Below are 14770 nucleotides of genomic sequence, written 5' to 3'. Positions count from 1 at the left end.
TTATGCTCGGCGGTGATGCTCTACGACGAGGGTGGATCCGGACGTTCGATCCTGCTGTTGCACGGGTTGATGGGCAGTGCAGCAACCTGGCGTCGACAGGTTCCATGGCTTCACGAATTCGGGCACGTGCACACCTACGACGCACCGGGGCACCGCCGTCCGGCACCGCCCGAGCTCACCACCGAGTCGTTCGTGGCGGACCTTCTGGAGAATCTGGAGTCGCTGGGCCCGAGTGTGTTGATCGGCCATTCGATGGGCGCGCTGCACGCCTGGTGTGCGGCAGCGCAGCGTCCCGACCTGGTGACCGCACTCGTGATCGAGGACATCGCTCCCGACTTCAGAGGCCGCACCGCCGACGATTGGGCCACGATGATGCGGGCATGGCCGCAACCCTTTCCCGACGCGGGTGCCGTGCGTGAATTCTTCGGAGACGTTGCGGGACAATACTTTCTGGACTCCTTCGAGCGCGACGACGACGGCTGGCGACTGCACGGCGACGTCGACACCTTCGAGGCCATCTCGCAGGAATGGGGTACGCGTCATTTCTGGGACGAGTGGGATGCCGTGAGCGCTCCGGTGTTGCTGATCGAGGGCGAGCACACCATCACCCCGGCCGGGCAGATGAAGCAGATGCACGCGCGCAAGCCCGAATCGTCGTATGTGCGGATCGAGAACGCCGCGCACCTGATTCACGACGAGGCCCCCGAGCGATATCGCACGGCGGTCCAGGAGTTCCTGCGCACACTAAGATGATCCGAATGCCGCTCGCGAAGCTCAACGGAATCGACCTGAACTACGACATCGCCGGCGACGGACCGCTCGTGGTGCTGGTGATGGGTACCGGTAGTCCGGGGCGAGTGTGGCGAACCCATCAGGTTCCGACCCTGGTTAAGCAGGGATACCGGGTCGTCACCTTCGACAATCGCGGCATTGCACCGTCTTCCGAGTGCGCAGGCGGGATGATGCTCGACGACCTGGTGGCCGACACGGCTGCGCTCATCGAGCACCTCGGTGGTGGCCCCGCGCGCGTCGTGGGTACCTCGATGGGAGCTCGCGTCACCCAGGAATTGGCTTTGGCCCGGCCGGATCTGGTGTCGCATGCGGTGATGATGGCCACCTTCGGCAAGACCACCACCTTTCGTGCGCAGATGTCGAAGGGCGAGAAGGACCTCCACGACGCCGGAGTCGAACTCCCCGCGTCGTACCGCGCGGCAATGACTGCGATGCAGAACTTTTCACCGAAGACTCTGGCCGACGACAGTGCGATCGGTGATTGGCTGGCGGTCCTCGAATACTCGGGCGGCCGGAAGACGGCGGGAATGCGGGCGCAGATCGGACTCGAAATGCGCTCCGGAACAGACCGATTGGCTGCGTACCGGGCAATCAGGGCGAAGTCTCTGGTGATCGGATTCGCCGATGACCGCATGATTCCGGTACAGCAGTGCCGCGACGTCGCAGCCGCGATACCCGGTGCGCGCTATGTCGAAATAGCCGACACCGGCCACTTCGGCTACCTCGAACGACCCGATGCGGTCAACGCCGCGCTCGTGGAGTTTCTGGCGTCCTAGCTGTCGCCACCCTCGCCTGCGAGGGCGAACAATCCCGATTCGGTCTGCTCGATCAAGCCATCGGTGAGCAATGAATCGAGAGCTCGGTCGCGTTGCGTCGGGTCGGTGGGCCAGACGATGTCGAGTTGGGCTCGCTCGACCGGGCCGGTGCTCTCGCGCAGAACCGACATGAGTTTGCCGCGAACCTGACGGTCGGTGCCCGCGAACTTCTGGACCTTCTTGGCAGGCCCGGTGTGCGCCGGTCGACCTGCCTCGAGCCAGGCGCACTCCGGCAGCGGGCACAGCAGGCACGCCGGATTCTTGGCGGTGCAGATCAACGCGCCGAGCTCCATCAGTGCCGCCGAGTATCGGGCCGCCCGCGGGACGCTCACCGGAAGCAGCTGCTCCACATCGGCCAGATCTCTTGTGGTGGAGGGATTTCCGGGCTCGGCGCTGCCGTGCTGCGCACGCGCGACAACGCGTCGAACATTGGTGTCCACCACCGGAACTCGCTGACCGTAGGCAAAAGTCGCGACCGCTCTTGCTGTGTAGGCACCGATGCCCGGCAGGCCCAGAAGTGTCTCCACCTCGCTCGGCACCTCGTCGCCGTACTCCTCGGCGAGCACTCGCGAGCACTCGTGCAACCGCAGTGCCCGACGCGGATAGCCCAACTTGCCCCACGCACGGAGCACCTCGGCCTGCGAGGACGCGGCCATCGCCGACGGCACGGGCCACCGCTGCACCCACTGCTCCCAGATGGGCGCAACCCGCACCACCGGAGTCTGCTGCAGCATGATCTCGCTCATCAGGATCTGCCAGGCGCTGACGCCCGGACGACGCCACGGGAGATCGCGTCCGTCGGTGTCGAACCACCCGAGCAGAGCCTCGGCATCGATCGGCAACTGTGCGCCCTTCTCCTCGTGTCTGTGACCGGTACCAACAGTAGTGAACCCGACTCGCCTCGCGCCCGCTGCGCGTGCACAATGAAACCCATGCCTGCTTCGAACCCGATCGCTGCCTGGAAGTCACTCAAGGAAGGCAACCAAAGGTTTGTCTCCGGAGAGGTCCTGCACCCATCGCAGGGCATCGAGGACCGAGCTCGCCTCGAGAGTGCTCAGCATCCCGGTGCCATCCTCTTCGGCTGCGCCGATTCGCGCGTTGCAGCCGAGATCATCTTCGACCAGGGCCTCGGCGACATGTTCGTCGTCCGCACCGCCGGTCACGTCGTGGACTCCGCCGTTCTCGGTTCCATCGAGTACGGCGTCGCAGTGCTGAACGCGCCGCTGATCGTCGTACTCGGTCACGATCACTGCGGTGCAGTGCAGGCCACCGTCGATGCGCTCGAAAGTGGTGACGTCCCCGGTGGTTACATTCGCGACGTCGTCGAACGCGTCACCCCGTCTGTGCTCTCGGCTCGCCGCGATGGTTACGCCGCCGTCGACGAGTTCGAGGCCAGGCATGTCGAAGAGACCGGCAACCTGCTGATGCAGCGCTCCCGCATCGTCGCCGAGAAGGTCGAGGCGGGGGAGTTGGCGATCGTCGGCCTGACCTACCAGCTGTCGAAGGGTCACGCGCAGCTCCGTGAGGTCATCGGCGACATCGGCGAACAGCCCGCCTGACCCGGCATCGCCGAGTTCACTGGCGCGACACGCCGCGTGGGCTCAGGGATAGGGAGCGTTCGGCCGCATACGGTTGGTTTCGTGTTGGAACCGAACGGGCCTTTGCCTCCCGAAATCTATTGGCGACGCCGTGCGCTCGCCATCGGTGCGGCCGTGGTCGTGCTCGGATTGATCGTGTGGTTCATCGCCTCGCTCAGCGGCGGTTCCGACGACACGGAGGCCGCACCGGCCGGTGTCGTGTCGGCACCGGCGTCGACGTCCGCTCTGCCGTCACCCAGTTCGTCCGCCACCGCAGGTGATTCCGGTGGTTCGGGTGGCTCCGGCGGCGGCTCGGGTGGATCGGGCGGCTCGGGTGGAGGTACCGACTCTGCAGCCGGTGGCGGCGCAGCGGTGACCACCAGCGGTGCACCGGCTCCGGTGATCGCAAATCAGTGCCCGGACCAGTCACTCGCGATCAAGGTGACGCCGGAGAAGGCCACCTACCGTCTGGGTGAAGAGCCCGTGTTCACCGTGGTCATCACCAACATCGGCTCCACCGAATGCCAGCGCGACGTCGGTGCCGGTCTGCAGCAGGCTCTCGTTTACACCCTCGACAACCAGCGCATCTGGTCCAACGTCGATTGCTTCCCCAACGCCGCGTCCGATCTGCGTACCTTCAAGCCGGGCGAGCAGGCCGGTTTCACGGTCAAGTGGTCGGGTACCAACTCCGTTCCCGGCTGCGGTGAAGAGCGCATCCCGGTGGGAGTCGGCGCGTACCAGGCGATCGCGCAACTCGGCGAGCTCAAGAGTGCGCCGGAGCCGTTCAACATCACCGGCTGAGTACGGTCGAATCTCATGACGACTCCGATAGCCCTCGCCCGTGCCGCCTACAAGACTCTCGAACCTTTTCACGTCACCGCCTACTTCAATCCCGAGTTGGGGACTGCCTACGAGGACACCGGACTCGACGGTCACGCCTGGTACGTCGGTGCACGGGCCGCCCCGATGGGTCTGTGCGCGCCGAGCGTCGTGGCGGCTGCGTTCTACAACTTCAACCCGGCGCTGATCGAGCGTGCGTGGCCGGCCGCTGTGGCCGTCGGCCTGGATGCGGTGTCCGACCGTCGGTGGGCACTGCTCGACTCCGTTCTCGGAACGGCTCTCGGCTCTTTGGCGGACGATGCAGCGCTCGCAACGTTGGCGGGCCGGCTGGGCGATATCGGTGACACCGCCTCCTTCGCAGGCCGTCCTCTCGCGGCAGCGTGGCATTCCACAGAACGACCCGACGTGCCGCATCTCGCCCTCTGGCACTCGATCACCGTGCTGCGTGAATGGCGCGGCGACGGCCACCTCGCCGCGTTGATCGACGCAGAACTCGACCCGGTGGAAGCAGCAGTGTTCCACGAGGCCGTCCGCCCGACCCCGCAGGCCGGCCGCCGAGCACTCGGCAAGCGCATCACGCAGCTGACGCGGCAGTGGTCCGACAGCGAATGGGATTCGGCTGCAGAACGACTCGCGACGCGCGGACTGCTCACCATCTCCAGCGATGGTGAGACGTTGACCGACAACGGCACTGCTCTCGATCAGCACATCGAAGATCGCACCGACGCCATGGCGTCGGCAGTGTGGAGAGACGTCCCCGGTGCCGAGGAGCTGATCACGAGCGCACGGCCGTATGTGAAGGCCGTGATCGACGCCGGTTTCCTGCCGGGGACGAAGAAGAAGTCCTAGTCGTACCGGATCTCAGTCGTAAGGACCCGAGATCGAGGCCTCGGCGAGTCTGGAGAGGCCTTCTCTGATGTGTCGAGCCCACAGTCCACCGATGCCGTCGACCGACTGCAGATCGGCAGCGGTGGCGGCGAGCAAGCCCTGCAGTGTGCCGAACGCGCCGACGAGTCGATGAATCTGGCTGAACTGCAACCGCGGAACGCGCGTCAGCACCCGGTACCCGCGAGGACTCATCGGGGTGTCGAGGGCCTCGATGGTCGCGGGGTAGCCGAAGGCGCGGGCCAATGTCGTCAGATCCAGCAGATCGACGTCGGTCAGCTTGTCGAGTGCGGCCAGTGCCTTCTCCACCCCGGTGGTGCTCGACGGCTCGTTGCCGGCCAGATAGTCGCGCACGATCAGCTGGCGATCGACGTCGTTGTCGCCCAACAACTCTTCGAGCTGCAGGGCGAGCTGGCGGCCGTCGGTGCCGAGTTCGAGGACGTTCTGCTCGATCTCCACCGACACTCGCCGCACCATCTCGAGTCGCTGTGCGACGGTCAGGGCGTCGCGCAGAGTCACGAAGTCCTCGATCTCGACGACCGAGAGTTGACGAGTGTTGTCGTCGAGCCTGGCCTTGTAACGCTCGAGGGTTGCGACGGCCTGATTGGCGCGCGAAAGGATGGTGGCCGAGCCTTCGACGACGTGTCTGATGCCGCCGATGTACACGCTGACGATGCTCATCGACTGGCTCACGGAGACAACGGGATAGCCGGTCTGCATGGCGGTTCGCTCGGCGGCACGGTGGCGCGTACCGGATTCGACCGTGGGAATCTTGTGGTCGGGCACCAGCTGGACATTGGACCGGACGATCCGCTTGCCGTCGGTCGAAAGCACCACTGCGCCATCCATTTTCGACAATTCGCGAAGCCTGGTCGGGGCGAACTCGACATCGAGCTCGAAGCCTCCATCGCAGATCGCTTCGACTTCCTCGTCGTAGCCGAGGACGATCAACCCGCCGGTGCGCCCGCGCAGAATTCGCTCCAGGCCGTCACGCAGAGCGGTTCCCGGTGCGAGCCGAGCGATGGTCTCGCGCAACGCTGGGGACGGCGTGGTGCCCTCCATGGCCAACCCCCTCGTGTTCATGTCGCCGTCGTGTGTGCGGATCTACTCGTGCGAACACAGACTACTGCGCTGCTACCTGCAGGCAGCACGACGAAGAATACCGCCCGGTGTCATACAGGGCGCATACGCGTGTAGGTCAACGCCTCGCCGACGTTGGTGACCGTCTTGACTTTGATGCCGTCGGGGATCGGACCGGCGTCCTCGGGGACGATTGCGTAGTTGAAGCCCAGTCGCGCAGCCTCGGCGAGTCGGCGGCCCAACCCGGCCACGCGTCGCACCTCGCCGGCCAGGCCCACTTCGCCTAGAATCACCATTCCCGCGGGGAGGGGTTGATCGCGCACGGCCGAGGCCACGGCCGCCGCGAGAGCGAGGTCCGCGGATGGTTCGCTGGTGCGCATGCCGCCGACCGTGGCCGCGTAGACCTCGGCCTTGGAGACCTTGACCCCGCAACGGCGTTCGAGAACGGCCAGGATCATCGCCACTCGCGCGTGATCGAGTCCGCTGACCGCACGCCGGGGCGACGGCATCGCGGTGTCGACGATCAGTGCTTGCAACTCCGCCAGTAGTGGCCGTTTGCCGTCCATGGTGACCGTGACGGCAGTCCCGGGGACGGCGTCGCTCCGATGATGAAGGAACAGGCCGGAAGGATCGCTGATGCCGACGATGCCGGTCTCGCGCAACTCGAAGCACCCCACTTCGTCGGACGCGCCGAACCGATTCTTGACGCCCCGGATCATTCGCAGTGTGGAGTGCTTGTCACCCTCGAAGTTGAGGACCACGTCGACCAGATGCTCGAGCGACCGCGGACCGGCCACCGCGCCGTCCTTGGTGACATGTCCGACGAGCAACACCGCTACCCCGGTGGTCTTGGCGAGAGTGGTCAGGGCGCTGGTGATGGCGCGAACCTGCGTGACTCCGCCGATGACACCGTCGACGTCGGCGGCGAGCATCGTCTGTACCGAATCGACGATCAGCAGGCTCGGTTTCACCTGTTCGACATGGCCGAACACCGTGGCCAGATCGGACTCGGCAGCGAGGAAGACGCGCTCGTGAACAGCGCCGGTGCGATCTGCACGCAATCGGACCTGACCGGCGGATTCCTCGCCCGTGACGTAGAGCGCGCGGCGGTCCGGTGCCGAGCGGGCCCACCTGTGCACGACCTCGAGCAGCAGGGTCGATTTGCCGACGCCGGGCTCACCTGCGAGCAGAACGACCGAACCGGGCACCAAACCGCCGCCGAGTACGCGGTCGAACTCGTCGATGCCGGTGGTGTTGGCCTGTGACGTGGCACTGCTGATCGTCGTCAGAGCGGCTGCCGGCGTGGTGGGGATCATGGCGCCGCCGCCGGAACGCAACGCCGACGCGCCTGCACGGGTAGTCAGGGGAGCGGCTGTGGCCTGGACCTCGTCCATCGATCCCCAGTTACCGCATTCGGGACAGCGTCCGACCCATTTCGAGACCGAGTGATGACACGCAGAGCAGCGGTAGCTCGATTTCAGTTTGACCACGCACGGAGCCTAACGATCGGCACCGACAGGATCGGGGTGGTGGCTATTCGCCTTCGCTGTGCTCGGACACGGCCTCTTCGGAGCGCTCGAGCTCGTGACCGGCATCGACCGGGACGTTGACGACGACCTCGCCTGCGTTCGCGAACTCGAACGTCACCGGCAGTGTCAGGCCCGGCCGAACGTTCTCGCTGATGTCGGCCATCTCGACCTTGATCAACTGAATCGGCAGCAGGGGATCGTCGAGCTGGACGTCGGCGGGCGCACCTGCACCCAAAGCGGTGGACGGTGCGATCTCGGTACTTCCCGATTCCGCCTCGTCGACGATGGTGACCTGCGCCTCGGGGGACGAGATGCCAATCAGTTCGTCTGCAGCAGCGGAGTTGGAGTTGATGGCAGTGAAGCCGAGTTCGACGGTGCCGCCGGGTTCGATGCTGTACTCCTGCGAATCGGGGTACACCACGTGCACGTTGCGCAGCTGGATGTCTCCGACGTCAGCGGAGTTGCCGTTGACGGCAGCGACCTGAGTGGCGGTCTGGGAAATTTGGCCTGCGCCGCACGCGCTGAGTGCAAGCGCGCCACCGGCGAGGAGGGCGAGTGTGGCGGCCACTCTACGAGGGCGGCCAAGCGGTGTCGCAGCGTCGATTGAAGTCACTTCGGTCGTCCTCCATGTGGTGCCGGGCCGGCTCGGTCCATCTCGTCCACTAGGCAGAGTAGTAGTTCTCGTCCACCGACCGCCCGTGGGGTCTGCCAGCGGCCCGATGACGCCAGGTGGGGGTGCCTGTCAGGAGAAGAACAGGCAGAACGATGCACCTGAAAATGTGGCCCCGGATACACGTCGATGCGTCTGTGTCAACCCCTGATTCGGCACCGCTATGCCCCTGACCTGCACCGTTGATATCAGCCGTGGTATTCTTGATAAATCGAAAGGGGCACTTGTCACATGATTTTCAAGGTCGGAGACACCGTCGTTTACCCCCATCACGGAGCGGCGCTGATCGAAGCGATAGAGACACGCACCATCAAGGGTGAACCGAGAGAGTATCTGGTTCTCAAGGTCGCGCAAGGCGACCTCACCGTTCGAGTTCCCGCGGACAACGCGGAATACGTAGGAGTTCGCGACGTCGTCGGCCAAGAAGGCCTCGACAAAGTCTTCCAGGTGCTGCGTGCACCGCACACCGAAGAGCCCACCAACTGGTCGCGCCGCTACAAGGCGAACCTGGAGAAGCTGGCCTCCGGTGACGTGAACAAGGTTGCCGAGGTCGTTCGCGATCTCTGGCGCCGCGAACAGGATCGCGGACTGTCGGCAGGTGAGAAGCGCATGCTCGCCAAGGCACGTCAGATTCTGGTCGGCGAGCTGGCACTGGCCGAAGGAACCGACCAGGCCAAGGCCGACACCATGCTCGACGAAGTTCTCGCTACAGCTTCGTAGCGTGGACGGTACCGCCGGCGACGTAGTCGCGCTGGTACCCGCTGCAGGCAAAGGCCTTCGGCTCGGACACGACGAGCCGAAGGCATTCGTCTGTCTGGGTACCGATTCTCTGCTGACGCGGTCCGTGGACGGGTTGCGGTCCTCGGGTGCCGTCGATCGCATCGTCGTCATCGTCCCCGCTGATCTTCTCGACGTCGCTCGCAGCCACGTGGGTGCCGATGTCCTCGTCGTGGCGGGTGGTGCCGAGCGCACCGATTCCGTGCGCGCCGGTCTCGCTGCTGTCGGCGACGCATCGATCGTGCTGGTCCACGACGCCGCGCGCGCCCTCACGCCACCGACGTTGATCGCGCGCGTCGTGGCCGAGGTCCGCGCCGGCCGCTCCGCCGTCATTCCGGTTCTGCCGGTCGTCGACACCATCAAGTCCGTGGACCTCATGGGCGCAGTCATCGGCACACCCGATCGCGCTGGTCTGCGCGCGGTACAGACACCGCAGGGCTTCGACGCCGACGTCCTGCGTCGTGCGTACGACGCCACCACCGATGTCTCCACCGACGACGCGGGCTTGGTCGAGCGCATCGGCGAGACGGTGCACACCATCGTCGGCGACGCCCTCGCGTTCAAGATCACCACGCCACACGACCTACTCCTGGCAAAGGCGCTCCTATGAGAGTCGGCATCGGCACCGACGTCCATCCCATCGCTCCCGGCCGACCCTGTTGGCTGGCCGGACTGCTGTTCGAGGACGCGGACGGACTCGAGGGGCATTCCGATGGCGACGTCGCCTCCCATGCGCTGTGCGACGCGTTGCTGTCCGCAGCAGGTCTCGGCGATCTGGGGTCGGTTTTCGGGACGGGCCGTCCGGAATGGGACGGGGTCAGTGGGGCCGCCATGTTGACCGAGGTCAAGCGGCTGCTCGACGCGGACGGATTCACGATCGGCAACGCTGCGGTACAGATCATCGGCAACAGGCCCAAGATCGGACCGCGTCGCGTCGAGGCGCAGGAAGTTCTCTCGCGCGTGCTCGGGGCGCCGGTCTCGGTGTCTGCGACCACTACCGACGGGCTCGGTCTGACCGGCCGCGGTGAAGGAATCGCGGCCATCGCGACCGCACTTGTCATGACGGGGTAAAACCACCGGTAGCATTGCTGGTCGTGACCCTTCACCTACACGACACCGAGACGAGGGCCCTGCGGGAATTCACCCCCTTGGTCCCTGGCCATGCATCGGTGTACCTGTGTGGGGCGACGGTGCAGGGGGAACCCCACATCGGTCATGTGCGCAGCGGCGTCGCGTTCGACGTGTTGCGGCGGTGGTTGCTGGCGCACGACTACGACGTCGCCTTCGTCCGCAACGTCACCGACATCGACGACAAGATTCTCAACAAGGCACGCGACGCAGGCCGTCCCTGGTGGGAGTGGGCCGCGACCTACGAGCGGTCCTTCACCTGGGCGTACGACCGACTCGGAGTTCTTCCGCCGTCGGCCGAGCCGCGCGCGACGGGGCACATCACGCAGATGGTCCAGATGATCGAGCGATTGATCGAAAGCGGTCATGCCTACGCCGACGAATGCGGCGACGTCTACTTCGACGTGCAGAGCTTTCCGAGCTACGGCGCGCTGTCCGGCCACAAGCTCGACGACGTACACCAGGGTGAGACCGTCGCCGAGGGCAAGCGCGATCCCCGCGACTTCACGCTGTGGAAGGGTGCCAAGCCCGGCGAACCGTCGTGGCCTACGCCGTGGGGGCCGGGTCGCCCGGGCTGGCACCTCGAATGCTCGGCCATGGCGGAGAACTACCTCGGCGCGGATTTCGACATCCATTGCGGCGGGCTCGATCTGGTGTTTCCGCATCACGAGAACGAGCGGGCGCAGTCGATGGCGGCCGGAGACGGCTTCTCGCGGTACTGGCTGCACAACGGGTGGGTGACGATGGGCGGCGAGAAGATGTCGAAGTCTCTCGGCAATGTTCTCTCCGTGCCCAACGTTCTGAAAAAGGTTCGGCCGCAAGAGCTTCGGTTCTATCTCGGTGGCGCACACTACCGGTCGATGCTCGAGTACTCGGACGCCGCGCTCGAAACCGCGGCCGTGACATATCGGGGTATCGAGGGGTTCGTCCGGCGAGCCGTCGAGCGCGCCGGTGAGGTACCGATGGGCAAGTGGACCGCCGGATTCGCTGCAGCCCTGGACGACGATCTCGGAGTTCCCAAGGCGTTGGCGGAGATTCACGCCACGGTCACCCTCGGCAATACCGCACTCGAGTCCGGTGACCTACCGGCCGCGGTGGAGTACGCGGGAAGTGTGCGGGCGATGCTGGACATTCTGGGCGTCGACCCGCTCGACCCGCACTGGTCCAGCGACAGTGGTTCCGACGCAGCAGCTCTCGGTGCGCTCGGCGTACTGGTCGATGCAGAGCTGGAGCGTCGAGCAACGGCGAAGGCGACCAAGGACTGGGCCGCCGCAGACGAGATACGGACGAGACTGGCCAAGGCCGGAGTCGACGTGACAGATACACCCAACGGGCCCGAATGGTCGCTGGGTACGAGCAAGACCGACGAAGCAGGTTTGTGATGGCAGGCAATTCGAGTAGGCGCGGCGCAATCCGCAAGGACGGCACCAAGAAGGGGCAGGTCGCCGGTTCCGGAGGCAAGCGGCGTAAGGGCCTCGAAGGACGAGGCGCGACGCCTCCCGCCTCCGAGCGCACCAAGCATCCCGCCGCGCGCCGGGCGAAGCTCGCCGAGAAGTCAGCGCAGAACCGCGGCGGCACCACCGGTGGCCGCGCAGGCAGCAGGCCGGCCGGACGCAAGGCCGAGGACGGCCCCGAGGTGGTGCTCGGCCGCAACCCGGTCGTCGAGTGCCTGCGGGCAGGCGTGCCGGCAACGGCCCTGTGGGTCGCCGTGGGGACCGACAGCGACGATCGACTCAAGGAAGCCGTCCAGCGAGCGGGCGATGCGCGCATCTCCATCCTCGAGGTGCCTCGCTCCGATCTGGACAAGCTCAGCGCCAACGGATTGCACCAGGGCCTCGCGCTGCAGGTGCCGCCGTACCGCTACGCGCATCCCGACGACTTGATCTCGAACGCGCGCACGCACCAGGAACCTGCGCTGCTCGTTGCGCTCGACAACATCACCGACCCGCGCAACCTGGGCGCAGTGGTGCGCTCGGTGGCTGCATTCGGTGGCCACGGCGTCGTGATCCCGCAGCGTCGTAGCGCGAGTGTGTCCGCAGTGGCATGGCGAACCAGCGCCGGCGCTGCGGCTCGCCTGCCTATCGCACGCGCGGTCAATCTGACTCGCACCCTCAAGGATTGGCAGTCGAAGGGCGTCACGGTCGTTGGCCTCGATGCCGGCGGTGACACCGAACTCGACACCTTCGACGGTAAGGGTCCCGTGGTCATCGTTGTCGGATCCGAGGGCAAGGGCCTGTCGCGTCTGGTCAGCGAGACCTGCGACCACATCCTGTCGATCCCGATGGCGGGGCCGGTGGAATCGCTCAACGCATCCGTCGCAGCAGGCGTCGTGTTGGCGGACATCGCGCGTCAGCGTCGGGGCTGAACCTCACACCCTTTTTGCACACCTCACACCCCTGCTATCGCTCGAATGGGTGTGTGAGGTCGAGAACAAGGGTGTGAGGTTGTGTGCGGTCGGGGTCAACCGACAGCACGGAACCGTATCTGCGTTCCGGGGGTCAGCTGCGCGGCGGCGGACACGTCGTCCGCGGTGACGATGGCGATCACCGGATAGCCGCCCGTGACGGGGTGGTCGGCGAGAAACAGCACCGGCTGCCCGGACGGCGGCACCTGTAGTGCGCCGAGAACCATTCCCTCGCTGGGCAATTCATTGTCGTCGACCCGGCTCAACGGCTCGGCACCGTCGAGCCTGATCCCGACGCGATCCGAATCCTGCGTGACGGTCCACGGCTGCTCCAGCAGCAGCGATCGGGCGTGCTCGGTGAACCAGTTCTCGCGTGGCCCGAACGTGACGTGCAGTGTGGCTCGAATCGATGGTGGCGGCACGAACTCCGCGGCGGGCCATGCCGCGCTGTCGTTGCCGACACTCAACACGGTGTCGGGGGAGAGGACAGCGGGGCCGATGCCCGACATCGTGTCCGTCGATCGGCTGCCGAGGACAGCGGGCACGTCGATTCCGCCGCGTACGGCGAGGTAGCTGCGCAGACCTGATGTCGGCGCGGACAGCTCCAGTTCCTGCCCGGCTCGCAATACCAGTGTCGAATACAGTCCCTGCTGCGTGCCGTCGATTCGACAGGTCGCGTGCGCACCGGTGACTGCGACAACAGCGTCGAACTCGGCGCGCAGCGTCAGTCCTCCGAAGGTCACTTCCAGTGTCGCGGCTCCGGAATTGTTGCCCACCAATCGGTTTGCGGCATCGTGTGAGAGCAGGTCTGCGGCACCGGAGCGCCCGACTCCGATCGACGCATGCCCTGGGCGGCCGCGATCCTGCACGGTGCACAGCGGTCCCGTCCGCAGCACGGTGAGGGTTTTCATGCCCGCTCGAATCGGACGGTGGTGCCGGGGCGAAGCAGCGCGGGTGGGTCGCGGTCGAGGTTCCACAGTTGCGCGTCGGTACGTCCGATCAATTGCCAGCCGCCGGGCGACGAGCGTGGGTAGATGCCCGAGAACTCGCCCGCGAGTCCCACTGCACCGGCCGGGACAGTGGTGCGCGGCGATGTACGCCGCGGGACGTGCAGTCGGGTGTCTGTGCCGACGAGGTAGCCGAAGCCGGGGGCGAAGCCGCCGAACGCGACGGTCCACGTCTGTTCACAATGCGCGGCAACGACTTCCGTGGTCGACAGTCCCTTCAGGTGGGCCACTTCGTCGAGGTCCTCGCCGTCGTAGACGACCGAGATCGTCACGGTGTCGGCGCGGTTGTAGTCGTCTGATTCGGCCGGCTCGGTGGCCGAGATCCAGTCCAGTATCGGCTGCCGCGGCCCGTCGAACATCACCAGGACGGTGCGCGCGGCGGGAACGAGGTCGACGACGGCAGCCGGTGGGTTCAGAGCCAGCGCGCGGTAGTACGCCATCGACTCGTCCAGCCCGTCGAATTCGACGAGTGCCCCATTATCGCCGGCCGGGTGGATCCGCATCAGACGAAGGCGGTGACGTCGATGTGGTTGTTACGCAGCAGCTCCGAGACGGCGGTGGCCATCATGACTGCGCCGGGGGAGTCGCCGTGCAAGCAGATCGACTCGGCCCGAACGTCGATGGTCGAGCCGTCCACGGCCATGGTGGTCCCATCGGTGACCATGGTCAGCACTCGCTGTGCCACCGCGACGGGGTCCGACAGCACGGCACCGGGCTCCGAGCGCGACACCAGCGTTCCCTGCGCTGTGTAGGCGCGGTCTGCGAAAGCCTCTGCGACAGTGCGCAGTCCGGCTCGCTCGGCCTCTTCGAGAAAAATCGAGCCGGGCAGTCCGAGCACCGGCAGCGTTGGGTCGTACGAGCTGACGGCGTCGACCACGGCCCGTGCCTGCTCGCGGTGGTGCACGATCGCGTTGTACAGCGCCCCATGCGGTTTGACGTAGGCAATCGCAGAGCCGGCCACCTGAGCGAGCGCGTCGAGAGCGCCCATCTGGTAGATGACGTCGGCAGCGAGGTCGGCGGGGGAGACGTCGAGAAAGCGTCGGCCGAATCCGGCAAGGTCGTGATACCCCACCTGCGCTCCGATCCGCACCGCTGCGTTCGCGGCCGAGCGGCACGTGCGCAACAAAGTGGTGGGATCACCGGCATGAAAGCCGCACGCAACGTTGGCGCTCGAGACCACGGCGAGCATGGCGTCGTCGTCGCCCAGAGTCCATGCACCGTAGCTTTCGCCGAGATCGGCGTTGAGATCGATGGCCGTCACGCTGC

General features: G+C 66.0%; 17 protein-coding genes. 10 read left to right on the top strand and 7 right to left on the bottom strand.

Annotated elements, in window-relative coordinates:
- Positions 1-15: 15 nt before the first annotated feature.
- Complete coding sequence (locus ASG84_RS09105; protein WP_057476695.1) at positions 16-753, top strand: alpha/beta fold hydrolase; 738 nt, start codon at positions 16-18, stop codon at positions 751-753.
- Positions 754-758: 5 nt separating this feature from the next.
- Positions 759-1568, top strand: coding sequence for an alpha/beta fold hydrolase (locus tag ASG84_RS09100; RefSeq protein WP_057476776.1), 810 nt, complete (start codon positions 759-761; stop codon positions 1566-1568).
- Here the strand turns inward: ASG84_RS09100 and ASG84_RS09095 are convergent.
- Positions 1565-2449 carry an A/G-specific adenine glycosylase gene (locus ASG84_RS09095; protein WP_057476694.1) on the bottom strand — a complete coding sequence of 295 codons (885 nt, stop codon included), beginning with the start codon at positions 2447-2449 and terminating at the stop codon, positions 1565-1567. The two genes, ASG84_RS09100 and ASG84_RS09095, sit on opposite strands and share 4 nt — an antisense overlap.
- Positions 2450-2539: 90 nt before the next feature.
- Between ASG84_RS09095 and ASG84_RS09090 the strand changes: the two genes are divergently transcribed.
- The 3 genes from ASG84_RS09090 (at position 2540) to ASG84_RS09080 (ending at position 4873) form a co-directional block, all read left to right on the top strand.
- Positions 2540-3166 carry a carbonic anhydrase gene (locus ASG84_RS09090; protein WP_057476775.1) on the top strand — a complete coding sequence of 209 codons (627 nt, stop codon included), beginning with the start codon at positions 2540-2542 and terminating at the stop codon, positions 3164-3166.
- A gap of 81 nt (positions 3167-3247) precedes the next feature.
- Positions 3248-3985 (top strand): hypothetical protein, encoded by a 738-nt coding sequence (locus ASG84_RS09085; protein ID WP_057476693.1) that lies wholly within the window; start codon positions 3248-3250, stop codon positions 3983-3985.
- Between the two features lie 15 nt (positions 3986-4000).
- A complete protein-coding gene (locus ASG84_RS09080) occupies positions 4001-4873 on the top strand; it encodes an SCO6745 family protein (RefSeq protein WP_057476692.1) in 873 nt (290 codons plus the stop codon).
- A 12-nt stretch (positions 4874-4885) separates the two neighbouring features.
- Here the strand turns inward: ASG84_RS09080 and disA are convergent, their stop codons facing one another.
- The 3 genes from disA to ASG84_RS09065 all read right to left on the bottom strand — a co-directional run bounded on the left by disA (position 4886) and on the right by ASG84_RS09065 (position 8131).
- The gene (gene disA, locus ASG84_RS09075; RefSeq protein WP_037195049.1) at positions 4886-5971 is read right to left on the bottom strand and encodes a DNA integrity scanning diadenylate cyclase DisA; all 1086 of its coding nucleotides are present in this window, start codon (positions 5969-5971) and stop codon (positions 4886-4888) included.
- Positions 5972-6081: 110 nt separating this feature from the next.
- Positions 6082-7479, bottom strand: a complete 1398-nt coding sequence (gene radA / locus ASG84_RS09070; protein WP_032380143.1) for a DNA repair protein RadA — start codon at positions 7477-7479, stop codon at positions 6082-6084.
- 43 nt (positions 7480-7522) lie between these two features.
- Entirely contained in the window at positions 7523-8131 is a 609-nt protein-coding gene (locus ASG84_RS09065; RefSeq protein ID WP_057476691.1) for a hypothetical protein, read from the bottom strand.
- Positions 8132-8419: 288 nt separating this feature from the next.
- On the opposite strand from ASG84_RS09065, the gene ASG84_RS09060 reads away from it, so the two are divergent.
- The 5 genes from ASG84_RS09060 to rlmB are packed head-to-tail and all read left to right on the top strand — an operon-like array spanning position 8420 to position 12458.
- Positions 8420-8908 (top strand): CarD family transcriptional regulator, encoded by a 489-nt coding sequence (locus ASG84_RS09060; RefSeq protein ID WP_027494344.1) that lies wholly within the window; start codon positions 8420-8422, stop codon positions 8906-8908.
- 1 nt (position 8909) lies between these two features.
- Positions 8910-9575: a 2-C-methyl-D-erythritol 4-phosphate cytidylyltransferase gene (gene ispD, locus ASG84_RS09055; protein ID WP_057476690.1), complete on the top strand. Its 666-nt coding sequence runs from the start codon at positions 8910-8912 to the stop codon at positions 9573-9575.
- The gene (gene ispF, locus ASG84_RS09050; RefSeq protein WP_057476689.1) at positions 9572-10036 is read left to right on the top strand and encodes a 2-C-methyl-D-erythritol 2,4-cyclodiphosphate synthase; all 465 of its coding nucleotides are present in this window, start codon (positions 9572-9574) and stop codon (positions 10034-10036) included. Before ispD ends, ispF begins: the two co-directional genes overlap by 4 nt.
- Positions 10037-10059: 23 nt before the next feature.
- Positions 10060-11475: a cysteine--tRNA ligase gene (gene cysS, locus ASG84_RS09045; RefSeq protein WP_057476774.1), complete on the top strand. Its 1416-nt coding sequence runs from the start codon at positions 10060-10062 to the stop codon at positions 11473-11475.
- Positions 11475-12458: a 23S rRNA (guanosine(2251)-2'-O)-methyltransferase RlmB gene (rlmB, locus tag ASG84_RS09040; protein WP_032380147.1), complete on the top strand. Its 984-nt coding sequence runs from the start codon at positions 11475-11477 to the stop codon at positions 12456-12458. Before cysS ends, rlmB begins: the two co-directional genes overlap by 1 nt.
- A 95-nt stretch (positions 12459-12553) precedes the next feature.
- Here the strand turns inward: rlmB and ASG84_RS09035 are convergent, their stop codons facing one another.
- Genes ASG84_RS09035 through ASG84_RS09025 form a run of 3 tightly spaced genes read right to left on the bottom strand, consistent with a single transcriptional unit; the run spans position 12554 to position 14765 of the window.
- Entirely contained in the window at positions 12554-13408 is an 855-nt protein-coding gene (locus ASG84_RS09035) for a biotin-dependent carboxyltransferase family protein (protein WP_057476688.1), read from the bottom strand.
- On the bottom strand, positions 13405-14007 hold the full coding sequence (locus tag ASG84_RS09030; protein WP_057476687.1) for a 5-oxoprolinase subunit B family protein: 603 nt from the start codon (positions 14005-14007) through the stop codon (positions 13405-13407). Before ASG84_RS09030 ends, ASG84_RS09035 begins: the two co-directional genes overlap by 4 nt.
- Positions 14007-14765: a LamB/YcsF family protein gene (locus ASG84_RS09025; protein WP_057476686.1), complete on the bottom strand. Its 759-nt coding sequence runs from the start codon at positions 14763-14765 to the stop codon at positions 14007-14009. The genes ASG84_RS09030 and ASG84_RS09025 overlap by 1 nt, the downstream gene beginning before the upstream one ends.
- Positions 14766-14770: the final 5 nt, after the last annotated feature.

Source organism: Rhodococcus sp. Leaf278 (assembly GCF_001426085.1).
Taxonomy (GTDB): Bacteria; Actinomycetota; Actinomycetes; order Mycobacteriales; family Mycobacteriaceae; genus Rhodococcoides.
This window is presented reverse-complemented; position numbering and strand designations above follow the sequence as displayed.